We start from the raw sequence: 22396 nt of genomic DNA, 5'->3' as shown, positions 1-22396 counted from the left end.
CAATATCCGCGCCGAAAGACCCTGCCCGCGGCGACCGCGGTCGCCGCGCCCGCCCAGGCCGCCGGCACCCACCGCATGACCCTCATGTCGCGGTCGTACACCTGCGACCGGCAGCCGATCAACTACATGAAGTTCCGTTTTCCGGCCGCGCCGACGGCTGAGATCACCTCCGACGGCCGCACCGCCGTCGCCCATATCGACATGCTCGACGGCGCGCGCGACGCGCGGTACGTGGTCCGGCTGATCCCGGCCCCGCATGCCCCGCTCGGTTGCCTGGCCGGCGACCCGAGCATCGGCACCGGCACGCTGAGCACCGACGGCTTCGGCAACGGCAGCTCCACCGTGCAGCTCAACGTGGCTCCCGGCACCACCGGTGTGTGGCTCCAGGTTGATCTGCCCGCGCCGCATTCGCAGTCCCCGGCCGAGTTCTACAGCAGCGACTTCGTCGCCGCAGTCTGACCATTGTTCGACCCCAGCAGCCGGCACAAACGATCTTCCCGGTAGAACAAACACATGTCCTACCGGGAGATCGTGACGTCGCGGCGATTCAATGGCCGTCAGGCCGCAGTACTGGCAGCCGCTCTGCTGCTGGCCGGATGTTCGGGCGACAAGCAGCCACCGCAGCCGACCACCTCGTCGTCGAGCGCTCCGGCGCCGAGCACCGCTGCCGCCCCGAGTACCCCAGCAGCCGAAGCGCCGCCGTCCCCCACCAGCCGTCAGCTCGACGGCGGGACCTGCCTGCAACTCACCGGCGCGGTGGTGAACCTGATGTCCGGCGCGTCCCCCGACGACGCCAAGACGGCCGGGGACACCATCAACGGCTTCCACCCGCCCGCCGATGTGCAGGCCGCCGTGACACATTTCGTCAAGACCAACGGCCTGCACTCCAGCGATCCCGACCGCACTCAGTTCAGCCGCACCCTCAACAACTGGGTTGAGCAGCAGTGCCCGGTGCAGCGGTCGGAGAAGAAACCCAAGTAGGGCCGGTCAGCTACCGGTCCACTGCGGAGCGCGCTTCTCGGCGAAGGCCACCGCGCCCTCGCGCGCGTCCTTCGACATGAAGACCGGTCCCAGGATGGCGCCCTGCTTGTCCCACTTCTCGGCGTCGGACCAGTCGGACGACTCGACGATGATCCGCTTGGTCGCAGCGACCGCGAGCGGGCCGTTCGCGGTGATCCGCTCGGCCAGCGCGAGGGCGGCATCCAGTGCGGCACCCGGCTCGGTCAGTTCGTTGACCAGGCCCAGCTCGTGCGCCCGCGCTGCGGTCAGGTTCTCGCCGGTGAGCGCGAGTTCCATGGCGATGGCGTACGGGATGCGCCGCGGCAGGCGCAGCAAGCCGCCGGCACCGGCGACCAGGCCGCGCTTTACCTCGGGGATACCGAATGCCGCCGCGTTGGAGGCGACGATCAGGTCTGCCGACAGGGCCAGCTCGGTGCCGCCTGCCAGCGCGTAACCTTCGACCGCGGCGATCAGCGGCTTGGCCGGCGGACGCTGCGTGAAGCCGAGGCCACGGTCCGAGAGGATGTTCTCGCCCTTGGCGAAAGCCTTCAGATCCATGCCGGCACAGAACGAGCCGCCGGCTCCCGTCAGCACGGCCACGGACAGTCCCGGGTCTTCGTCAAGGCGGTCCGCGGCTGCGGCCAGGCCCTTACTGACCGCTGAGTTGACAGCGTTCTTGGCCTGGGGCCGATTGATGGTGATGATCAGTATGCGGTCGCGCTGTTCGACGAGGACGGCATCTTCGCTGGTGGCTTCTTCGGTCACGACGGTGATGCTAGCCACAGGGGATTGGCGTCCGGCGGTCAACCAGTGAATAATCAAAAATTAGAACATGTTCTAGTTTTTGCCGCAGTCAGAGGAGAAACCGTGGTCAAGCTGCCCGAAATCACCAAATTCGACCCGGACCTGACCGAGAAGGTCATGGGGATTCTCCGACCGCTGCTGAAGGTCTATCACCGATCCGAGGTCCGCGGACTGGAGAACATTCCGCTGGGTGGCGCGCTGGTGGTGAGCAACCACTCCGGCGGCATGCTGCCCATGGACGTGCCGATCTTCTCGTCGCACTTCTACGAGAAGTACGGCTACGACCGTCCCGTCTACACCCTCAGCCACGCCATGCTGATGGTCGGCCCGACCGCGGACTTCTTCAAGAAGACCGGCTACATCCTGGCCAGCCACGAGAACGCCGACGAAGCGCTGCGCTCCGGCGGCCTCGTCGTCGTGTTCCCCGGCGGCGACTACGACGTCTACCGGCCGTCGACCGACGCCAACAAGATCGACTTCGACGGCCGCAAGGGTTACGTGAAGGCCGCGATCAATGCCGGCGTGCCGATCGTGCCGATGGTCGGCATCGGCGGCCAGGAGACCCAGCTGTTCCTGACCCGCGGTGAGCGCATCGCCAAGGCCCTCGGCCCCATCGCGCGCGCCGCCCGCGCCAAGGTGGTGCCGCTGTCCGTCGGCCTGCCGTTCGGGTTGTCCGCCGTGCTGCCGTTCAATGTGCCGCTGCCGTCGAAGATCGTCATGCAGGTGCTGCCGCCCATCAACATCGAGGCCGAGTTCGGTGAAGAGCCCGACATCGACGCGGTCGACGCACGCGTCCGCAAGGTCATGCAGGACGCTCTCGACGAACTCGCCGAAGAGCGGCGCTTCCCGGTACTAGGCTGACCGCCCGTGGGTATCACCGACAAGCTGGCCGCCACCGCCGGCCTGGTCAACACCATGGTCCGGGCCGGCGTCATCGCCCCACTGCGGCCGGACAAGTACGTCCGGATCGCCGGCGCCATGGCACGCGAAAACATGAGCGTCACATCAGGTTTCGCCAGTTCCGCGCAGCGCTGCGGTAACCGTCCGGGCCTGATCGACGAATTGGGCACACTGACCTTCAGCGAGCTCGACAAGCGCGGCGACGCGTTCGCCGCCGCCCTGCAGCTGCTGCCCTCGGCCAAGGTCGTGGGCATCATGGCACGCAACCACCGCGGCTTCGTCGACGCACTGATCGCGGCCAACCGCATCGGCGCAGATGTGTTGCTACTGAACACTTCCTTCGCCGGGCCCGCCATGGCCGAGGTCGTGGACCGCGAGAACGTCGACGTCATCATCTACGACGAAGAGTTCACCGCGACGGTGGACCGCGCCTTGCAGGATCAAGGTCGGACGGGCCGGCCTCCCGTCACCCGCATCGTGGCGTGGACCGACACCGAGGACCACCCACTGACCGTCGAGTCCCTGATCATCGACCACCTGGGGCTGCAGCCGCGACGCACCGGCGAGAAGAGCCGGGTGATCCTGCTGACCTCCGGGACCACCGGAACTCCCAAGGGCGCCAAGCATTCCGGTGGCGGCCTGGACGCGTTGAAGGCGATTCTGGACCGCACGCCGTGGCGTACCGAGGAGACCACCGTGGTCGTCGCTCCGATGTTCCACGCCTGGGGCTTCTCACAATTGGTGTTCGCGGCGTCGATGGCCTGCACCGTCGTCACTCGCCGCAAGTTCGACCCGCAGGCCACCCTGGCCCTGGTCGACAAGTACCAGGCGACCGGATTGTGTGTTGTCCCAGTGATGTTCGACCGCATCATGGAACTGCCTGATCACATCCGCAACCGCTACAGCGGCCGCTCGCTGCGGTTCGCCGCGGCCTCCGGCTCGCGCATGCGCCCCGACGTCGTCACCTCGTTCATGGACCAGTTCGGCGACGTCATCTACAACAACTACAACGCCACCGAGGCCGGGATGATCGCCACCGCGACACCGGCCGACCTGCGCGCCGCCCCCGACACCGCCGGCCGGCCCGCCGAGGGCACCGAGATCAAGATCCTGGACGCCGATTTCCAGGAGTTGCCGGCGGGCGAGGTGGGCACCATCTACGTACGCAACTCGACCCAGTTCGACGGCTACACCTCCGGCGCCACAAAGGATTTCCACCAGGACTACATGTCCTCGGGCGACCTGGGATACCTCGACGTCGCCGGCCGCTTGTTCGTGGTGGGCCGCGACGACGAGATGATCGTCTCGGGCGGTGAGAACGTGTACCCGATCGAGGTGGAGAAGACGCTGTCCACCCACCCGGACGTGGCCGAAGCCACCGTGCTGGGTGTCGACGACGAGCAGTACGGCCAGCGCCTCGCGGCGTTCGTCGTGCTGACCGATGGCGCGACCGCCACCGAGGAATCCCTCAAGCAGCACGTGCGCGACAACCTGGCCAATTACAAAGTGCCACGGTCGATTACGGTGCTCGCCGAATTGCCGCGCAACAGTACCGGCAAGATCGACCGCCGCGAACTGAAGGCGCTGGCCAATGGCGCGTAAATCGGTGACCCTGCTGCGGGCCGTCCTCGGCCTCGTCAACGCCACCAACGCGGCTCGCCCACTGGCCCGCGCCGGGAACCCCGGCATCCTCACCTTCGCGTACGGCTGGCCATCCAGTGAAGCGGCCGGATTCGTGCTCAGTTCCTCGGTGCTGTCCACGATCCGCCGGGGTCGGCGCGGCGCGTTCTCCGGTACCAGCGGCCGAATCGCGTTGGTGCTCAATGTGATCACCTGGGCCATCCTGGGATTGATCGTCGGCCGCAGCCGCAGTTCCCGGCCGACGTTCGAAGAGCCACTGCGCGACGTGATCGGTCCGGGCAACCCGGCCGATCCGGGCGTCCCGCGCCTGCCCGGTATCGCGCGCACCATGCTGTCGCGCCGCAGGTACAACAAGAAGACCGTCAAGTACGGTCCGCACCGCGCCAACCTGGCCGACATCTGGCGCCGCCCCGACCTGCCGCTCGACGGCAAAGCCCCTGTACTGCTGCAGGTTCCGGGCGGTGGGTGGATGCTCGGCGACCGTCGGCCGCAGGCCTACCCGCTGATGGGCACCCTTGCCGACCGCGGCTGGATCTGCGTGTCCATCGGCTACCGCGTCAGCCCGAAACACCAGTGGCCGGCACACATCATCGACGTGAAGCAGGCCCTCGCCTGGATCAAGGAGAACATCGCCGACTACGGCGGCGACCCCGACTTCGTCGCGATCAGCGGAGGCTCGGCGGGCGGTCACCTGTCCTCGCTGGCCGCGTTGACTCCCGGAGATCCCCAGTGGCAGCCCGGCTTTGAGGATGCCGACACCTCGGTGGTGGCCGCGGTGCCCGTGTACGGCCGCTACGACTGGTTCAGCTTCGACGGCCCCGGGCGTCCGGAGATGATGCACGCCCTGCAGCACTTGATCATCAAGAAGCGGTTCTCCACCGATCCCCAGGTCTTCCTGGACGCCTCGCCCATCAAGCGGATAGGTCCCGACGCCCCGCCGTTCTTCGTGCTGCACGGCACCGACGACACACTGATCCACGTGCAGGAGGGACGGGACTTCGTCGCCGCGCTGCGAGAGCGATCACCGGCGCCGGTGGCGTACGCCGAGATCCCGCACGCACAGCACGCATTCGACATCTTCGGCTCGGCGCACGGCCGCTACGCCGCCGAGGCGATCACCCGGTTCCTGGAGTGGGTGCGCGCCGAGAAGGCGAGGGTCGTTGACGCCGAGGGTGACTCTGAGGGTGTCGGTTAGCCGCTGGTGAAGTCGCGGCGCCAGGTCCGGGTGGCGAGTACCGCGGCCCCTACTGCGCCATCGCGGTCTCGACGACCGTCAGCTCCTCGGAAAGCCCTGCGGCCCTTCGGATTTTCTTGAAGTCCTCCATCATGCCCGCGGTCACTTCATGCGGGTCGTCGGTGGTCGCGCCGTCGGCCAGCACCGAGATGTTGAGCTGGTCGACGTAGCTCCACACGGTGATGTTCAGGCCGCTGCCCGCGGTGAGCGGGCCGACCGAGTAGATCTCGGTGACAGTGGCGCCACCCACCTTGCCGCGTTCCCGGGGCCCCGGCACGTTGGAGATGTTGAGGTTCAGCACCTTGTTCTGGCCGTCCATGTTGGACAGCCGGCGGAACATCGACTCCATCGGCGCCGGCGGCATGTAGGCGGCCCACCGGGCCACCAGTTCCGGGCCGACCAACTGGTGACTCTCCTTGGCCAGCATGGCGGCTTCCCGGGCCTGCCTGACGCGCTGCTCGGCGTCATCCACGTCGACCGGCAGCCCGATCAGCACGCCGCTGAATCGATTGCCGGAGATGCGATCCGGTGAGAAGTCGTAGCTCATCGGCACCGACGCCAGCAGCGGGTGGTCGGCCTTGCCGTCGTACTTCAGCAGCAGCTCGCGCAGCGCGCCCGACGACATGGCCAGCACCAGGTCGTTGATGGTGACGCCCAGCTTCTTGCTGGTCTCCTTGACGTCGGCAAGCGCCAAAGTGGCTGTGGCAAAACGCCGTTGGGGCGTGAGCACGTGGTTCATGAAACTCGCCGGCGGGGTGAACGGCCGGGTCAGTTCCGGTGACAGCTTGCGGGTGCTCTTGCGCACCCGTGCCATGCCGTCGGCGGTGTACTTGACCACGCCCGGAATCCGGCCGATCTGCCGGAGGTGATCGACGAAGGCCGACCGCACCAGCTCGCCGCGGGACGGGGCCGGATCGGCGATGTAGAGGTCCTGATCGCGCTGCGGCCCTTCGGTGATGTCCATGCCGAGGGCCAGCAGGTTGGCCGAGGCCACCCCGTCCGCCAGCGCGTGGTGGATCTTGCCGACCACGGCCACCCGCCCGTTGGCCAAGCCTTCGACGAGGTACATCTCCCACAGCGGCCGGCTGCGATCCAGTGCGGTACTGGCGATTTCGCCGATCGCCTCGTCCAGTTCGCGACGGCCACCCGGTGCCGCCACCCGCCACGGCCGGACGTGGTACTCGAGATCGACTTCGGCGTGCTCGCGCCACATCGGGTGGTGGAACTTGAACGGAATGTCGACGAGCTGATAGCCGAACGGGTCCAGCTTGTGCAGTCGTTCCCGGAGTACACGACGGAATTCGTCGATCCCGAAGGTGCGATCACCCAGTCCGGCAAGGTCGATTACGGCAATCTTGAGGGTGTGCATGTGCACGTTGGGCGTTTCCGAATACAGCAGGAACGCGTCCCACCCACTGAGTCGTTTCACTCGACCTCTCCTGCGCTTCGGTCAGACCTCGGCCAGTCGAACGGTCTAGACGACCTCTTCGACACACTGCTGGTTCTGGTTCCGGTGAACCTCGTCGAGGAACAACCCTATGGCAGTGGCCATCGACGCCGTGCGGGCACCATCGGTCATGTCGAAACCGTGTCCGGCACCGGGCAATTCGATGTAACTGACAGTCGACGCGGACACCGCGCGCAGCTCGTGCACGAAGTCGCGCGCCTGCGCCACCGGGATGACGCTGTCGCCGCTGCCGTGGATCACGAGGAACGGCGGCGCATCTCGATGCACCCGCGCGATCGGAGAGGCCTGACGGTAGATCTCCGGGTGCTTGTCGATCCGGCGCCGGACCACGACGCGCTCGAGGAAGTCGACGAACTCCTCGCGCTCCTTGGTGGACCGGTCCTCCCAGTCGTAGCGGCCGTAGATACCGACGACGGCGTCGACCGACGTGTCGGCGCCCTCAGGCAGGTCGGCCTGCAGTTCGGGATCGTTGGCGGTCAGGCCGGCCAGCGCGGCGAGGTGCCCACCGGCCGAGCCACCGGAGATCGCGATGAAGTCGCGGTCACCACCGAACTTGTCGACGTTCGCCCGGGCCCACGCGATCGCGGTCTTGACGTCCGTGATGTGTTGCGGCCAACGGTGGTTCGGGGCCACGCGGTAGTCGATGGACAGACAGACCCAGCCCTGTTGGGCCAGGTGGCTCATCAGCGCGTAGCCCTGCAGCAGCCGGCTGCCGTGCACCCAGGCCCCACCGGGCAGGTAGATCAGGACCGGGGCCGGCTCGCTGGGCAGGTCGTCGGCGCGCCAGACGTCCAGGAGCTGCGACGGGTTGTCGCCGTAGCGCACCGAGGTGCGGTGCACCTGACGCCGGTGTTCGCGGGCCCGCCAGAACGGCGGCGTGCGCTCGGGCGCAGGCCATTCGATGTCGAGTTCGGCGGGCGGCACGACCCCGGTCAGCGCGGCCCGGACCACCTCGTTGGTGCAATCACGCTCGGCCCGACGAATCTCCGCGACGCTCGGGGTGAACAGCGCCTTGGAGGTCGACGCCCAGAAGCTCGGCACGTGGCGCATGCCCCACAGGGTCATCGCGGTCGCCCCGCCGAGCGGCTCGAGGCTCTTGCCGATCACCGGCAACGAGGCGGCGGCCGTTGCCATCGCCAACAGGTGATCGGAGGGCTTGGCAGCCATGAACCAGCGCAGCCTGGTCGCCAGTGAAGGGCTGTGAACGTCATTGTCCGGTCGAGCCGTCATTTCGCGAGCGTACACCGCGCTGACCACGCGCTTTCGGGGCCACGGCAAGTTCGTGGTCACATTTCGGAGACTGTTCACTTGTGAAGTGCATCACAGCTGATCAGGGGCTATTCGAAGACGTACCGTCGTGCTTACAGTCAAGCCATGGGCACCTCAGCGCTGGCGATCACCGACGACCACAACGACCTCGCGGACTCGGCCACCGGACTGTTGCACCGGCTTGGCAGCCGGGCCGCGGCCCGCGCCACGCTGGAGGGCGGGCCGTCGCATCCGGCCGGATTCTGGACGGCTGCAGCCGATCTGGGTTGGCAGGGGCTGGCCATCCCCGAGGCCTACGGCGGCTCCGGATTCGGACTGCCCGAACTGGCGGTGGTACTGGAGGCACAGGGCCGCGAGCTGTGCCCCGGACCGTTCCTGCCGACCGTCGCCGCCGCCGTCGTCATCGACCGATGCGCCACCGAAGAGCTGCGCGCCGCACTGCTGCCCGGGCTGGCCGACGGCAGCACCACCGCCGCCCTGGGCTTGTCCGGACACGTTCACATCGCCGGCCACACCGTGTTCGGGGAAAGCCCGACCGTGCTCGGCGCCCCGGATGCCGACGTGCTGGTCCTGGTCGCCGGCGATGACGTCGTGGTCGTCGATGCCCACGCCACCGGCGTCACCGTCACACCGCTGGACGGGGCGGACACCACGCGCAGCATCGGCTCGGTGACCCTGGACCAGGTCGAGGCGACCGCGGTACTACGCGGCGCTGCGACCAAGGCGCACACTGCTTTTCGCATTCTCGCTGCCGCCGAGGCGGTCGGGGTCAGCTGGGCGGCGCTGGAGATGGCCGTCGAATACGCCAAGGTGCGTGAGCAATTCGGCCGCACCATCGGCACCTTCCAGGCCGTCAAACACCATGCCGCCAACATGCTGGTGGCGGCAGAACTCACCACCGCGGCCGCGTGGGACGCAGCGCGCGCCGACGATCTGGATGACGCCTGGTTCGGCGCGGCCGTCGCCGCTGTCCAGGCGATCCACAGCCAGGTCTTCAACGCCGAGAACAACATTCAGCTGCACGGCGGCATCGGCTTCACCTGGGAACACGACGCGCACCTGTACCTGCGCCGTGCCCTCACACTGGCCACGCTGACCGGGGCCGGCGCCGACCCCCTGGCCGATGTGGTCGACGGGCAACGCACCGGCCGAGCCCACGGTGCGTCGTTCGCGCTCCCCGAGGAAGCGGCCGAATACCGCACCGCCGCCCGCGACGCCGTCGCGACGCTGCAGTCGCTGGCCGAGGACAAGAAGCGGGACTTTCTTGTCGATTCCGGTTATCTGGTGCCGCACTGGCCCAAGCCGTGGGGCCGGGATGCCGGCGTGCTGGAGCAGCTGGCCATCGAGGAGGAGTTCCGTGATGTCGAGCGTCCCGACCTCGGCATCACCGGCTGGGTGACGCTGACCATCGCCCAGGCCGGCACCGACGATCAGCGCGAGCGCTGGGTGTATCCGGTGCTGCGCGGCGAGATCATGTGGTGCCAGTTGTTCTCCGAGCCCGAGGCCGGCTCGGATGCGGCCGCGGTGCGCACCAGCGCCAAGAAGGTCGACGGCGGCTGGCTGGTGACCGGCCAGAAGGTGTGGACCAGCCTGGCCCAGTACTGCCAGTGGGGCCTGGCCACCGTGCGCACCGATCCCGACGCCCCCAAGCACGCCGGCGTGACGATGATGGCGATCGACATGAAAGCCCCCGGCGTGACCGTCAACCCCCTCAAGGGACTGACCGGCAACGCGCACTTCAACGAAGTGTTCTTCGACGAGGTGTTCGTCCCGGACGCCGACGTGGTCGGCGACGTCAACAAGGGCTGGCTGGTGGCGCGGGCGACGCTGGGCAACGAGCGGCTGTCGATCGGCGGTGGATCCGGTGCGCAATCCGGCTTCACCGCGGACGATCTCATCGCGCTGTTGGACGCTGCCCAGCCGGAGCTGGCCGCCGGGCTGCGCGACCGCGCCGGCGCGGTGATCGCCGAGGGACACACCCTGCGGCTGCTGAATCTGCGGCGGATCAGCCGGGCCATCGCGGGCACCGGCCCGGGACCCGAGGGCAATGTCACAAAACTCGTGGTCGCCGAGCAAGGGCAGCGTCAGACCGAGCTGGGGATGAAGCTCGCCGGCCCCGCGGCCGTGACCGGGCAAACTCCGGCGCTCACCCAGGCCTACCTGGGCTACCGTGCCATGACCATCGCGGGCGGCACCTCGGAGATCACCCGGAACACCATCGCCGAACGAATTCTCGGCCTGCCCCGCGATCCTTTGCTCAAGTAGGTCGCTACGCATCACGAGTCGGTTGAGACTTAGCGAAGATCGCTTCGCCACGCTGCGCCGATCGGTCAGATATGTCACGCTATGGACCGATGAGTTTGCTATCGGTCACGTCCTGGGTGTCCCGCCGCGCTTTGCTGGCGGCGGTGCTGTGTGCCCAGCTGATCGCCGGGGTGGTGACCGTGGCCGCCGTCGGCCCGTCCGCCGGCAGCGCGACCGATGACGACCACACCGACGCCGTGTTCCGCAGTGCCCACGCCGGCAGCTGCCTGACCTGGCAACCTGAACCGCCCCAGCGGCCCGCCTTCGTGCAGTGCAGCAGCCCGCACCTGTTCGAGGTCGTCAACTCTGTTGAAGGCGACGGCGATCAGGGCGCCTGCGCAGTGTCAGGACGCCGGTACCTCGGACCACGCTTCGACCCGAACAGCCGGTTCGCGTACGGCCTGCTGCGCTCGGTGAGCTCTGGCGGTTCCGGATCCGGCAGTCACATCGCGTTGTGCGGACTGCAACTACCCGGCCCGAACGGCCAGCAGCTGCCGTTCCGCGGGCAGGTCGCCGAGCAGGATCAGTCGCGGGTGTGGCCACCGGGCACGTGTCTTGGGGCCGACATGAAGGGCGGTCAGACTGGCCTGGTGCCCGTGGACTGCGCCGAGCCGCATTCGGTCGAGGCCGTCGGGCCCGTCGATCTCGGCGCGCACTTCCACGACGGCCCGCCGCCATCGGACGCCGAGCAGGAGGCGGTGCTGCGCCCCACCTGCAGCACGATGACCACCGCGTACCTGGCGCCGAAGACGTTGTCGGCCAGCGACCTGACCCTGAACTACCGACCCATCGGCCCGTCCAGCTGGTCCGCCGGCAGCCACCAGACGCTGTGCGCGCTGGCATCGCGGACGCCCGGCCCCCTGACCGGCAGCGTGAAGTCCCCCGGCGCCGCGTCGGCAGTACCCGCTCCCGTCGCCCCGCGCCCGATGGCGCAGGCGCCCGTCACCACCGCCACGACCATCGCCCCGACCAGCAGCGCCCCGACCACCGTCGCGGCTCCGGCGGTCGCTCCGAGTACTGCGGCGGCACCGTCGTCCTCGTCGTCCTCGTCGTCGGTGGCATCGCAGGCAGCCGAGGCGCCCAGCGCTTCCGTCACCGAAACCACGGCGCCACCTGCAGCCCCGGCCTCACCCGTCGACAACCCGGCGCATCCGCCGCCGGCTCCCCCGGCTGAGCCGGCACATCCTGCCGAGCCGGCACCCCCGGCCGAGCCCGCGGCGCCGTCGCACGTGCTCGAGATCCCGGGCTTCGCCCCGATCACCCTGCCCTGGGCGCCGCCGCCGCTGTAGTCCACTCGCCGAACGTGAGCTTGATGGCGAAAACGAGGCGAAAAGTCGCCATCTTCTTCACGCTCGGCGGCTAGCGGACAGCAGCCTCCAGGTCGGCCAGGGAGTCCTCCAGGTGGCCGAGCAGCCGCTGCAGGTGCGGCACGCTGTGCCGGCAGCCGACGAGCCCGAAGTCGAGGTTGTCGCCGTTGTTGACCAGCGTGATGTTCAGCGCCTGCCCGTCCAGTGCGATCGACAGCGGATAGTTCCCGTCGAGCCGCGCACCCTTCCAGTACATCGGCACCCGTGGTCCCGGCACATTCGAGATGACGATGTTGAACGGCGGCGGGGTGGCGTCGACGAAACCGGGCACGGTGGACAGCGCGATCGGCGACAGTAGCAGCGCCGACAGGGCCATCGACTCCGTCTTCGACAGCCCGGCGAACACCTGCTTGTTGCCGCGCATCGAATCGGAGATGGCCTGCAACCGCGTCGCCGGATCCTTGATGTCGGTGGCAAGGTTGCACAGGATCGCGCCCACCTGGTTGCCGCCGGCATCGGCGTCGGCCTCGGACCGCAGACTCACCGGGACCATCGCGATCAGCGGTGCGTCGGGCAGGGCGCTCTGCTCGAGCAGGTAGCCCCGCAGCGCCCCCGAGCACATGGCCAGCACGACGTCGTTGACGGTGACACCGCCGGCGGCCTGCTTGACGGCCTTGATGCGGTCGATCGGCCAAGACTGGGCCGCCACCCGTCGGGCGCCGCCGATCTTGACGTTGAACATGGTCTTCGGCGCGCTGAACGTCCGGGTCAGGTTCTGTTCCAACAAGACGGCACGCGCCACCCGGAACGTCGACGGCGCGAGACCGGCCGCCGCGCCGACGGCGCCCACCGCAGAACCGATCAGAGATGAGCTCTGCTTCGGCGCCCGCTTGCGGGACGGCAGGTCCCACGGCACCCGCACCTCCGGCTCGGCCGGGTCGTCGGACAGCGTGCGCATCGTCATCCGCAGTGCGGACACCCCGTCGAGCAGCGCGTGGTGCACCTTCGAATAGATCGCGAACCGGCCGTCCTCGAGACCTTCCACCAGGTACGTCTCCCACAGCGGACGGTGCCGGTCCAGCAGGCTGGTGTGCAGCCGCCCGCAGAGGTCGAGCAGTTCACGTACTCGTCCCGGGGAGGGCAGCGCCGAGCGGCGCAGGTGGTAGTCGACGTCGATGTCGTCGTCGTACGTCCAGCCGAAGCTGGCGATGCCGCCCAAGAACCGTGCCGGGCGCTTGCGGTAGGTGGGGTTGAAGTTGGTGTGCGCCAACATGTCCCGATACAGATCGTGGATGAACTCCGGCCCGGAGCCCTCTGGCGGGGTGAACAGCTGCAGGCCGCCGACGTGCATCGGATGCTCCCGGGATTCTCCGAGCAGGAACATTGCATCGGTTGGCGACATGATCTCCACCCGCCAAGTAAACCCCTATTCGGCGGGCGGTGGACCAGGTTGCCGCGTCAGGGCTGGCGTTCGCCCGGCGGCGGCGGGTTGGCGACCACCGGGAACTGGCCGGTGAAGCCCTGCCGTTGCTTGGCGATCTCCAGGACCCGGCCACGCGCCGCGTACCAGCCGATGATCAGCGCCGGGATGATGATCACCAGCGTCCCCACCGTCCAGGTGCCGACCGGTTTGTCGAACGCCATCAGCACCAGCACCGCGGCCAGGAACACCAGCGTCGCGTACCCGGTGTACGGCGCGCCCCACATCCGGAACGACGGCCGCTCCATCTCACCCCGCTCGGACCAGCGGAACAGCTGCAACTGACAGATCACGATGGTGGCCCACGACGCGATGATGCCGAGGGCGGCCATGTTCAGCACGATCTCGAACGCCTGGGCGGGCACCACGCCGTTGAGCACGACGCCGAGCAGCCCGATGCTGGCCGTCAGACAGATACCGCCATACGGCACACCACGTTTGGACATGACGCCGGTGAACTTCGGGGCGCTGCCGTTCATCGCCATGGAGCGCAGGATGCGGCCGGTCGAGTACAGCCCGGCGTTCAGGCTGGAGAACGCCGCGGTGAGTACGACGACGTTCATCAGGGTGCCCGCACCCTCGAAACCGATCTTCGAGAAGAACGTGACGAAGGGACTCTCGCCGGCCTTGTAGGCGGTGTACGGCAGCAGCAGCCCGAGCAGCACCAGCGACCCGCAGTAGAACAGTGCGATGCGGAAGATCACCGAGTTGATGGCCCGCGGCATGATCTTGTGCGGTTCGGCGGTCTCGCCCGCCGCGGTGCCGACGAGTTCGACTGCGGCATAAGCGAAGACGACGCCCGAGGTCACCACCACCAGCGGCAGCAACCCGGTGGGGAACAGCCCGCCGCTGTCCGAGATGACGCTGAAGCCGGTGGTCTGGCCGTCGACCTTGAACCGGCCCGCCAGAAACACCGTGCCGACCACCAGGAAGGTCACCAGCGCAACGACCTTGATCAGGGCCGCCCAGAATTCGAGCTCGCCGAACAGGGTCACCGAGATCAGGTTCATGCCCATCACGATGGCCAGCGCGATCAAAGCGATCAGCCACTGCGGGATGGCGTCGAACGCCTTCCAGTAGTGGAAGTAGGTGGCGATGGCGGTCGAGTCGACGATCGACGTCATGGCCCAGTTCAGGAAGTACATCCAGCCGGCGACGTAAGCCGCCTTCTCACCGAGGAATTCACGCGCGTACGAGACGAACGACCCGGACGACGGCCGGTGCAGCACCAGTTCGCCGAGCGCCCGCAGGATCAGGAACACGAACGCGCCGCAGATCAGGTAGACCAGGAACAGACCCGGCCCCGCGTTGTGCAACCGGCCACCGGCGCCCAGGAACAAGCCGGTACCGATGGCACCGCCGATCGCGATCATCTGCAGCTGGCGTGGCTTGAGGGTGTGGTGGTAGCCGGCGTCTTCGGCCGTCAGACCGGGTGGCTCGACATGCGTATGCGGCGTGGCAGTCATAGCGATTCAGTGAACACCGACGCGCAGTCTCGCGCAGGCCAACCGGTTTCCTGTGTGTGAACACAGGCGTGTCCACAACGGGCTCGGGTCAGTAATGTCGGTCAGATGTCGGGCATCTCCCAAACAGTCGAGTTCCACCCCGAGTTGGCACGTGCCGCACGGTTCATGCCGCGCAGCCCCATCACGCCGTGGAACCTCCGCTTCGTCCGAAGGCTGTCCAACCTGCTGGAACGCCAGACTCCGGAGGGCACCGAGGTGCTGACGCTGCCGTCGGGCGTCGGGATTCGGCTGCACCGGCCACCTGCCGGCACCGACCGTGGCGGCGCGCTGCTGTGGATTCACGGTGGCGGCTACCTGATCGGCAGTCCGGCGCAGGACGACGTGCTGTGCCGGCGTTTCGCGAACGAACTGGGCATCACCGTGGCGGCGGTCAAGTACCGGTTGGCGCCCGACAATCCGTATCCGGCCGGGCTGGAGGACTGCTACACGGCGCTGCGCTGGCTGGTCGAGCTGCCGGCCGTGGATCCGGCCCGGGTCGCGGTCGGCGGCTCCAGTGCCGGCGGTGGCATGAGCGCGGCGTTGGCTCAGCTGGCGTATGACCGCGGTGAAATTGCTTTGGCGGCACAGCTTTTGGTGTACCCCATGATCGACGACCGGTCGGGCGACCGGCCCGGACTGGACCATCCCGGACACCGGTTGTGGACCCAGAAGTCGAACCGCTTCGGCTGGCGCGCCTACCTCGGCGGTGCCGATCCCGCGGTCGCCGTCCCTGCCCGACGGACCGATCTGTCCGGCCTGCCGCCGGCCTGGGTCGGCGTCGGGACCTTGGACGTCTTCCACGACGAGGATATCGACTATGCCGAGCGGTTGCGCGCGGCGGGTGTCCCGTGCGAACTGGAAGTGGTGCCGGGCGCGTACCACGGGTTCGACGGCGTCGCCGCCAAGACTCAGGTGGCTCGCGCGTTCTTTGCCAGTCAGGTGCAATTCCTGCGGCCGATGCTGAACCCGGCCGTCGTCGGCTAGCCCCGTCGGCTAACTCGTCGGCTGCCCACGCCGGTCACACAGCTGCCGTAACCCCACTGCGGCACTGCCGATCCCGTGCCGCAGTGGTCGCGCGAGCGTGATCTTCGTTACTTAGCTTATGCTATCTAATTGATGTTTACGCAGGTCAAACACTGTTTTCAAGAAATTAGCCGATCAAATAAACCCTTGCGGGGAAGCATTTCGGGGCGCATGGTTGTTGAACAGACCAACGACCACAACGGTCTGATCTTCACCGAGAAGAGGCACGGCAATGACCACCCTGACCCATCAGACGACCGAAAACATCGGCCCCCTGCGGCAGCTGTTCCGGCGATCCACCGCTGTGGTGGTGCTGACGGCGGCAGGTCTGGGCGTGGCCGGCTACATGGCCCTCGGCATGCTGCAGGACAAGCCGGCCGACCCGGTGCTGCCGACGTTCTCCGCAGTCCCCGTCCCGTCCGCCCCGGACCTGGACAAGCTGCAGAACCTGGGCCAGCTCGCCGCCATCGTGCAGAGCCCGCAGGTGCCGCAGGCACACCCGGCCCGCTAGGCCCCAATACCCAGCTGAGCACTGAGCCGCCCTCGAAATCGAGGGCGGCTCAGTGCTATTCGGCGACTATTGGGTGGCGTGCGCCTTGCCGACCGGTGTGCGGTTGGCCAGGTTCTGGGCCACCTCTTCGTGCCACAGGTCGTTGGCGTGGGTGGTGTCGACTTCCTGCTCGAACCGGGCGACCATGTCCGGTTTGACGTCGGCGGCGTCGACGTAGAACTGCTCGTACCAGCGGCGGTGCTGGTACACCGGGCCGTCTTCCTCGGTCAGCAGCGGGTTCTCGATGCGCGTCTTGTTCTTCCAGATCTCGACGTCTTGCATGAAGCCGTCGCCGAAGCTGCGGCTCAGCGTCGCGGCCAGCTTTTCGGTCTTCTCCGCCGGCAACGCCGGGTTGTTCTGCACCGCGACGCCCCACTGCAGCACGAACGAATCATGCGTTACCGGGTAGTGGCAGTTGATCAGCGCGATTTCCACCGTGAACTCCGGGGCCAGGTCATTGTGCAGCCAATTGATCATGTACGCCGGCCCGAAATACGTGGCCTCCGACCGCAGGTAGGTACCGTCCCACAGTTCGCGCGTCGCGTAGTCCGGCCGCGGCTTGGACTCCATGAACTGGCTGGCGGTGTGGCCCTCGATGACGTTCTTGAAGTACGTCGGGTAGGCGTGGTGAATGTAGAAGAAGTGCGCCATGTCGACGTTGTTGTCGACGATCTCGCGGCAGTGCGAGCCCTCGATCAGCAGCGAGTTCCACTGCCACGGCGACCATCGGCCTTCCTCGTAGCCGTCGATGGTCGGCGGCGTCAGCTCCGGTGCGGGCGTCGAGCCCTCGGGGTCGTGCCAGATCAGCAGCTGCCCATTGACCTCGGTGCTCTGCCAGGCGCGGGTGCGAGCGAGCCGCGGGGTGCGCTTGGCGTACGGCACCAGCTGGCACTTGCCGTCGCCGCCCCAGCGCCAGTCGTGGAACGGGCACGCGACCGCGTCGCCCTTGACGGTGCCCTGCGACAGGTCTCCGCCCATGTGCCGGCAGTAGCCGTCCAGCACCTTGAGCTGGCCCTGCGAATCGGCGAACACCACCAACTTGGTGCCGAACGCCTCGATCGGGTGCGGCTTGCCGTCGCGGAACGACTCGGCCAATCCGATGCAGTGCCAGCCGCGCGCAAACCGCGTCATCTCCACGCCCGCGTCGATGTGCCTGACTTCAGCCTCAGTCATGTTGCGTCCCTTCCGAATTGCTCCTGGTTGACCAGGATTTTCACTTCGGTATCCCGGCCCGTCGACTGCAGGGCGTGAATGCCTTTTTCAAGAGCGTCGGCCAACTTGATGCGGCTGGTGACGAGCGGCACGGGGTCCAGTCGCCCGTCGGCGATCATGTCGATAACCGTACGGAAGTCGTCCCGGGAATAGGCGAAACTTCCCGTAACCCGTTTCTCGGTGATCATGAAGAGGCTCGGGTTGAACGTCACGTCGGCGTGGTACATCGCGACGACGACGGTCGTGCCGCCCTTGCGGAGCGCGTTGACCGCGGTGTCGAACGTGGCCTGGCCCGCCCCCGCGGCGTCGAACGAAGCGTCCACGCCCTGGCCTTTGGTCAGCTCGTGGACAAAGCCACCGAGGTCGGTCGCGCGGGGATCCACGACGTCGGCGCCGAGGGCCGCCGCCAGCTCACGCCGGGCGGTGCTCATCTCGCTGACGATAACGCGTTGCGCGCCTTGCGCTTTCAGGCACAGCAGCAGGCCGAGGCCGATGGGTCCGCCGCCGACGACGAGCGCCGTCTGTCCGGCGCCGATGCCACTGAGCCGCACGGCGTGCAGCGCGACGCTCAGCGGCTCGACCAGCGCGCCGGTCTCGGGCGTGAAGCCGTCGGGCAGCACGAACACCTTGTCCGCCGCGGCGACGACGTACTCGGCGAAACCGCCACCGCCGCCGTTGACGCCGAGGAAGCCGAACTGCTCGCACAGGTTCGGTTCACCACGCAGGCAGGCGGCGCAGGTGCCGTCTTCGAAACTCGGTTGGACGGCGACGAGCGCGCCGACCGGAATGCCGTCGACACCGTCACCGACCTCGGTGACGTAGCCCGCGAACTCATGGCCCAGGACGTGCGGTCCGGGCTGCCCGACGAGCGGATGCGGCCAGTCCACCGGCACCGGCGCGGTCTCGTACAGGGACAGGTCCGAGCCGCAGATGCCGCTGCACGCAACCCGGATCTTGACCTTGCCGGCGGTGACGTCGGGCTCGGGAATCTCGTCGAGCCGGGCGTCAGCCGCGCCGTGTAACCGCCACGCTTGCATTCGTCTACCCCGCTTCGCCGATCATGTCGAGCACAGCCAGATGGGAGAACACCATGCTGGTGCCGATCGGGTTGCCGCCGCCCGGGTACGCGTAGCCGCTCGGGGCGGCCATGGTGTTGCCCGCCGCGTACAAGCCGGTGATCGGGTTGCCTGCGGTGTCGAGCACCTGGCCGGTGGTGTCGGTGCGCAGACCGCCCTTGGTGCCGAGGTCGGAGATGCCGAACTTGGCGGCGTGGAACGGCGCCTTGTCGATGCGGACCATCGGGCAGGCGCCACCGGAGAAGGCGCGATCGTAGGCTTCGTCGCCGCGGCCGAAGTCCGGGTCGGAACCGGCGTCGGCGTATTCGTTGAACTGCGCGACGGTCGCGACCAGCTGCTCGGCGGGCACACCGATCTTGGCGGCCAGCTCCTCCAGGGTGTCGGCGGTGTGCCACAGCCCGGCGTCGACGTACTTCTCGGTTTCCACCATCGAGACATTGGTGGCCTTGATCGGTGGCACGCCCGCATCGGTGTCGTCGTAGACCATCCAGAACGGCAGCGTCATCTCGCCCTTGGCCAAGCGGTCCACGGCGACGCGGCCGATCCGGTCGTACGGCGCGGACTCGTTGACGAACCGCTTGCCGTCCTGGTCGACGAAGATGCCGCCGGTGAACCACAGCGCGAATGCGCTGCGGCCGTCCGGGTGCGTGAGGCCGGGTGACCACCAGGCCTGCTCCATCAGGTCGGTGTCGGCGCCGACGGCGATGCCCGCCTCATGCGCCTGGCCGAGATTTCCCCAGGGCCCCATGGTGTCTCGCGCCTCACCCGGCACGCCGTACTTGTGCCGGAGCTCGTCATTGCCCTCGAAGCCGCCGGCCGCGAGCAGCACACCCTTGCGCGTCCTGATCGCCTTACGGACCCCGTCGGTTTCGACGACGGCACCCACGACGGCACCGTCCTCGGTCACCAGCTCCACCAGTGCGGTGCCCAGTTGCGTTGCGGCCGAAGGGTATTGCTTCAGTGCCACCAGGAAACGGGCGATCAGCGCCCGGCCGCCGATGAAGTAGTCGTCGGGCTGCGGGACGCCGAGCCGGTCGTTGTCCAGCGGGCCGCGCACCAATTCCTTGAACTCAGGCGCCTTTTCGATCTTCAGCGGGCGGGCCGCGACGTGCCGCTGACCGTCCGCCCGGGCCTTCGGCATCTTCCCGAAGTAGTCCGGCCAGGGCAGCATGTCGAACTTGATGTTGGGATCGGTTTCCAGGTACTCGATCAGCGGAGCACCACTGCGGACATAGGTGTCCTGCAGCTCGCGCGGCGTCCGATCACCGACGACGGCGTGGTAGTACTCCAGCGCGTCGTCGATGGTGTCGTCGGTGCCGGCCCGCTGCAGCACCGGGTTGCAGGGGAACCACACCCCGCCGCCACCGGAGTAGGCGGTGGTGCCACCGAACTTGTCGGTGGCCTCGACCAGCAGCACCTCGAGTCCCTCACGCGCGGCGGTGTAGGCACCGGTGACGCCACCGCCACCAGAGCCCGCCACCAGCACGTCAACCGTCGAGTCCCAGTCCGTCATGCCCAAACTCCCTATAGGTATCGCTGCCGTCCGTACTGCGTGAACTCATCGTCCAACGCGCGCTTCGCATCGTCAGTCATGGGTCGGTAATCCGGTACGCCCCTACCCACCCAGCGGTACACCAGTTCCTCGGTGTGCCACTTGTCCGCTTGCAGCTCGCGCTTGAGCACCTTGTTGGAGCCGGTGACCGGCAGCGAGTCCGAGATCCGCAGGAAGCGCGGCGTGCCCTTCTTACCCAGGTCATCCTGGTCGTTCAGGTACTTCACGAACTTGTCGACGTCGAACAGGATCGGGTCGGCGACCTCGATGGCCGCCATCACCTGATCACCCGAGCGGGAGTCCGGCACCGCGTACACGCCCGCGGCGATCACCTCGGGATGACGCCGCAGCACGCGCTCGATTGACAGCGCCGAGGTGTTCTCGCCGTCGACCCGGATCCAGTCACCGCGCCGGCCGGCGAAGTAGATGAACCCGTTCTCGTCGAGGTAGCCGAGATCGCCGGTCCAGTACCAGCCGCCCCGGATGCGGTCGGCGTCGGCGGCGTCGTTCTTGTAGTAGCCCTCGAACTTCTTGGTGCCGAGCTTGTCGACGATCTCGCCGACGGCGTCGTCGGGGTTGAGGATGCGGCCGTGCTGATCCAAAACCGCTGGGACGCACTCGATCATGGTTTCAGGGTTGACGATCGCGACACCCGGATGGGCCGGCCGGCCGAGGGCGCCCTCGGGCTGGTCGGGGTCGAGTACGACGGCGCCGCCGCCCTCGCTCGAGCCGTAGCCCTCATAGAGATCGGCGCCGAAGCGGCGCTTGAAGTAGGCCTGGTCCTCGGGGGAGGCCTCCGTGCCGAACCCGCGGCCCAGCTGATTGTCGGCGTCGTCCGGCTGTTCGGGCGTGGCCAGCAGGTAGCCGAGCGCCTTGCCCACGTAGGTGAAGAACGTCGCGCCGAAGTACCGCACGTCCGGCAGGAAACCCGACGCCGAGAAGCTCGGGGTCAGGCAGACCGTCGCGCCGACGGCCAAAGCCGGGGCCCACAACGCCATGATGGCGTTGATTTGTGCACGATTTTCCGCGCCTGCCGCGGATTTTCGTGCACAAATCGCGTCCTGATAGGCCGGGTCGTCGACGACCAAGATACGGTCGGGCGTCAGGCCGAGGTCCAGGCCCGAAAGCCGTTCCCGCCCAGCCGAATCGGTGACGATCAGCTGACAGTCCGCGTGCCGGACCTCGCCGGCCAGTTCGTCGTTGCCGCGCGTCGGGTTGATGCCGACGATCGTCGCCCCCGACAGGGCTGCAGCGCCCAGCCAGAAGATGAAGTCGGGCACGTTGTCCAGCAGGACACCGATGTGGAAGGGGCCGTCAGCCCGCAACTCCGCGGCGTAAGCGCCGCGGGCGGCGGACTCACGGACCACCTCGTCCCAGGTCCAGTCCTGGTTCCGGGTGCGCAATCCCAACCGCTCGTCGCCGAGGCGGTCGAGCAGCAGGGCCGCGATGTCCTCGCGGGGCTCAGGCATTGGCGGCGGCGGCCTTCTGGTCGATGTACTCCTGCGGCAGGTCTTCGAGGCTCAGCTTGGTGACGCTGACCGGGCCGGTCTGGTAGGCGTCCTCGCCGATGATCAGGCCGTCGACGTCGATCGGCCAGTTGATGAGCTGCCGGAACACCAGCAGGTAGTCGCCGTTCGGATCCTCGACGTCGACGCCGATCGCCTGCGCGGCCGCACCCGGGTAGATCATCTTCATCCAGCCTTCGGTCATCACCAGATCATCGTCCACGGCGAGGCGATCGATCTCGAAGACGAGGTGATTGGCGCCGCTGGCCACGAACGCCTCGTAGTAGGCACGCACGCCCTCGGTGGTCTTGGGGCCCATGTCGGTGTTGGCGTACCAGAAGTGGTAGTCCGGGTTCGGGGACAACGTGGCCATCAGGCGGTCCATGTCCGGCACCGCCTCGGCCAGCATGTGCTCGAGCACGATGCTCAGCACCTGGCGATGGCGCTCGTTGGTGGTGCGCGACAGGCGTTCTTCGACGAGTTCCCAGGTCTTGGTGGGGTCGATGATGGCCATGTGGGTACTCCTTGGGTCTGTCACCGAGCGTGGGCTGTTCAGCTTGTGTGGCC

19 protein-coding genes are annotated in these 22396 nt (G+C 67.7%); 9 read left to right on the top strand and 10 right to left on the bottom strand.

The genetic code is table 11. The features are described from left to right. The first annotated feature begins 75 nt into the window (after window positions 1-75). Window positions 76-459, top strand: a complete 384-nt coding sequence (locus AC1U2B_RS24220; RefSeq protein WP_480218778.1) for a hypothetical protein — start codon at window positions 76-78, stop codon at window positions 457-459. Window positions 460-513: 54 nt separating this feature from the next. Then, a complete protein-coding gene (locus AC1U2B_RS24215; RefSeq protein ID WP_135357739.1) occupies window positions 514-981 on the top strand; it encodes a hypothetical protein in 468 nt (155 codons plus the stop codon). Window positions 982-987: 6 nt separating this feature from the next. Here the strand turns inward: AC1U2B_RS24215 and AC1U2B_RS24210 are convergent, their stop codons facing one another. Beyond that, entirely contained in the window at window positions 988-1773 is a 786-nt protein-coding gene (locus AC1U2B_RS24210; protein ID WP_480218851.1) for a crotonase/enoyl-CoA hydratase family protein, read from the bottom strand. Window positions 1774-1920: 147 nt separating this feature from the next. Between AC1U2B_RS24210 and AC1U2B_RS24205 the strand changes: the two genes are divergently transcribed. From AC1U2B_RS24205 to AC1U2B_RS24195, 3 genes are read left to right on the top strand one after another with little or no spacing between them, the layout of a single operon-like run. Then, complete coding sequence (locus tag AC1U2B_RS24205; RefSeq protein WP_260937979.1) at window positions 1921-2664, top strand: lysophospholipid acyltransferase family protein; 744 nt, start codon at window positions 1921-1923, stop codon at window positions 2662-2664. Between the two features lie 24 nt (window positions 2665-2688). Beyond that, complete coding sequence (gene fadD12, locus AC1U2B_RS24200; RefSeq protein WP_480218850.1) at window positions 2689-4305, top strand: acyl-CoA ligase FadD12; 1617 nt, start codon at window positions 2689-2691, stop codon at window positions 4303-4305. Beyond that, a complete protein-coding gene (locus tag AC1U2B_RS24195) occupies window positions 4295-5539 on the top strand; it encodes an alpha/beta hydrolase (RefSeq protein WP_480218777.1) in 1245 nt (414 codons plus the stop codon). Before fadD12 ends, AC1U2B_RS24195 begins: the two co-directional genes overlap by 11 nt. A gap of 49 nt (window positions 5540-5588) precedes the next feature. Here AC1U2B_RS24195 and AC1U2B_RS24190 read toward each other — a convergent pair whose 3' ends face one another. Both AC1U2B_RS24190 and AC1U2B_RS24185 read right to left on the bottom strand, forming a co-directional pair. Then, window positions 5589-7007 carry a WS/DGAT/MGAT family O-acyltransferase gene (locus AC1U2B_RS24190; RefSeq protein WP_480218776.1) on the bottom strand — a complete coding sequence of 473 codons (1419 nt, stop codon included), beginning with the start codon at window positions 7005-7007 and terminating at the stop codon, window positions 5589-5591. A gap of 45 nt (window positions 7008-7052) precedes the next feature. Continuing rightward, complete coding sequence (locus tag AC1U2B_RS24185; protein WP_480218775.1) at window positions 7053-8276, bottom strand: alpha/beta hydrolase fold domain-containing protein; 1224 nt, start codon at window positions 8274-8276, stop codon at window positions 7053-7055. Window positions 8277-8420: 144 nt separating this feature from the next. Between AC1U2B_RS24185 and AC1U2B_RS24180 the strand changes: the two genes are divergently transcribed. After that, complete coding sequence (locus AC1U2B_RS24180; protein ID WP_480218774.1) at window positions 8421-10580, top strand: acyl-CoA dehydrogenase family protein; 2160 nt, start codon at window positions 8421-8423, stop codon at window positions 10578-10580. Between the two features lie 89 nt (window positions 10581-10669). After that, entirely contained in the window at window positions 10670-11908 is a 1239-nt protein-coding gene (locus tag AC1U2B_RS24175) for a septum formation family protein (RefSeq protein ID WP_480218773.1), read from the top strand. A gap of 70 nt (window positions 11909-11978) precedes the next feature. Here AC1U2B_RS24175 and AC1U2B_RS24170 read toward each other — a convergent pair whose 3' ends face one another. Together AC1U2B_RS24170 and AC1U2B_RS24165 are read right to left on the bottom strand one after the other, a co-directional pair. Next, window positions 11979-13337, bottom strand: a complete 1359-nt coding sequence (locus AC1U2B_RS24170; protein ID WP_480218772.1) for a WS/DGAT/MGAT family O-acyltransferase — start codon at window positions 13335-13337, stop codon at window positions 11979-11981. A 47-nt stretch (window positions 13338-13384) separates the two neighbouring features. Further along, window positions 13385-14872 (bottom strand): amino acid permease, encoded by a 1488-nt coding sequence (locus AC1U2B_RS24165; RefSeq protein WP_480218771.1) that lies wholly within the window; start codon window positions 14870-14872, stop codon window positions 13385-13387. A gap of 105 nt (window positions 14873-14977) precedes the next feature. On the opposite strand from AC1U2B_RS24165, the gene AC1U2B_RS24160 reads away from it, so the two are divergent. Both AC1U2B_RS24160 and AC1U2B_RS24155 read left to right on the top strand, forming a co-directional pair. Further along, the gene (locus tag AC1U2B_RS24160; protein WP_480218770.1) at window positions 14978-15895 is read left to right on the top strand and encodes an alpha/beta hydrolase; all 918 of its coding nucleotides are present in this window, start codon (window positions 14978-14980) and stop codon (window positions 15893-15895) included. A 271-nt stretch (window positions 15896-16166) separates the two neighbouring features. Beyond that, the gene (locus AC1U2B_RS24155) at window positions 16167-16445 is read left to right on the top strand and encodes a hypothetical protein (RefSeq protein WP_043391134.1); all 279 of its coding nucleotides are present in this window, start codon (window positions 16167-16169) and stop codon (window positions 16443-16445) included. 66 nt (window positions 16446-16511) lie between these two features. Here the strand turns inward: AC1U2B_RS24155 and AC1U2B_RS24150 are convergent, their stop codons facing one another. Genes AC1U2B_RS24150 through AC1U2B_RS24130 form a run of 5 tightly spaced genes read right to left on the bottom strand, consistent with a single transcriptional unit; the run spans window position 16512 to window position 22343 of the window. Further along, the gene (locus tag AC1U2B_RS24150) at window positions 16512-17657 is read right to left on the bottom strand and encodes a 3-ketosteroid-9-alpha-monooxygenase, oxygenase component (RefSeq protein ID WP_480218769.1); all 1146 of its coding nucleotides are present in this window, start codon (window positions 17655-17657) and stop codon (window positions 16512-16514) included. After that, window positions 17654-18733 carry a 2,3-butanediol dehydrogenase gene (locus AC1U2B_RS24145; protein ID WP_480218768.1) on the bottom strand — a complete coding sequence of 360 codons (1080 nt, stop codon included), beginning with the start codon at window positions 18731-18733 and terminating at the stop codon, window positions 17654-17656. The genes AC1U2B_RS24150 and AC1U2B_RS24145 overlap by 4 nt, the downstream gene beginning before the upstream one ends. 4 nt (window positions 18734-18737) lie before the next feature. After that, window positions 18738-20285, bottom strand: a complete 1548-nt coding sequence (locus AC1U2B_RS24140) for an FAD-binding protein (RefSeq protein ID WP_480218767.1) — start codon at window positions 20283-20285, stop codon at window positions 18738-18740. 11 nt (window positions 20286-20296) lie between these two features. After that, the gene (locus AC1U2B_RS24135) at window positions 20297-21793 is read right to left on the bottom strand and encodes an AMP-binding protein (protein ID WP_480218766.1); all 1497 of its coding nucleotides are present in this window, start codon (window positions 21791-21793) and stop codon (window positions 20297-20299) included. Further along, a complete protein-coding gene (locus tag AC1U2B_RS24130; protein WP_480218765.1) occupies window positions 21786-22343 on the bottom strand; it encodes a nuclear transport factor 2 family protein in 558 nt (185 codons plus the stop codon). The genes AC1U2B_RS24135 and AC1U2B_RS24130 overlap by 8 nt, the downstream gene beginning before the upstream one ends. Window positions 22344-22396: the final 53 nt, after the last annotated feature.

This window comes from Mycolicibacterium sp. P4_G11 (assembly GCF_056555145.1).
This window is presented reverse-complemented; position numbering and strand designations above follow the sequence as displayed.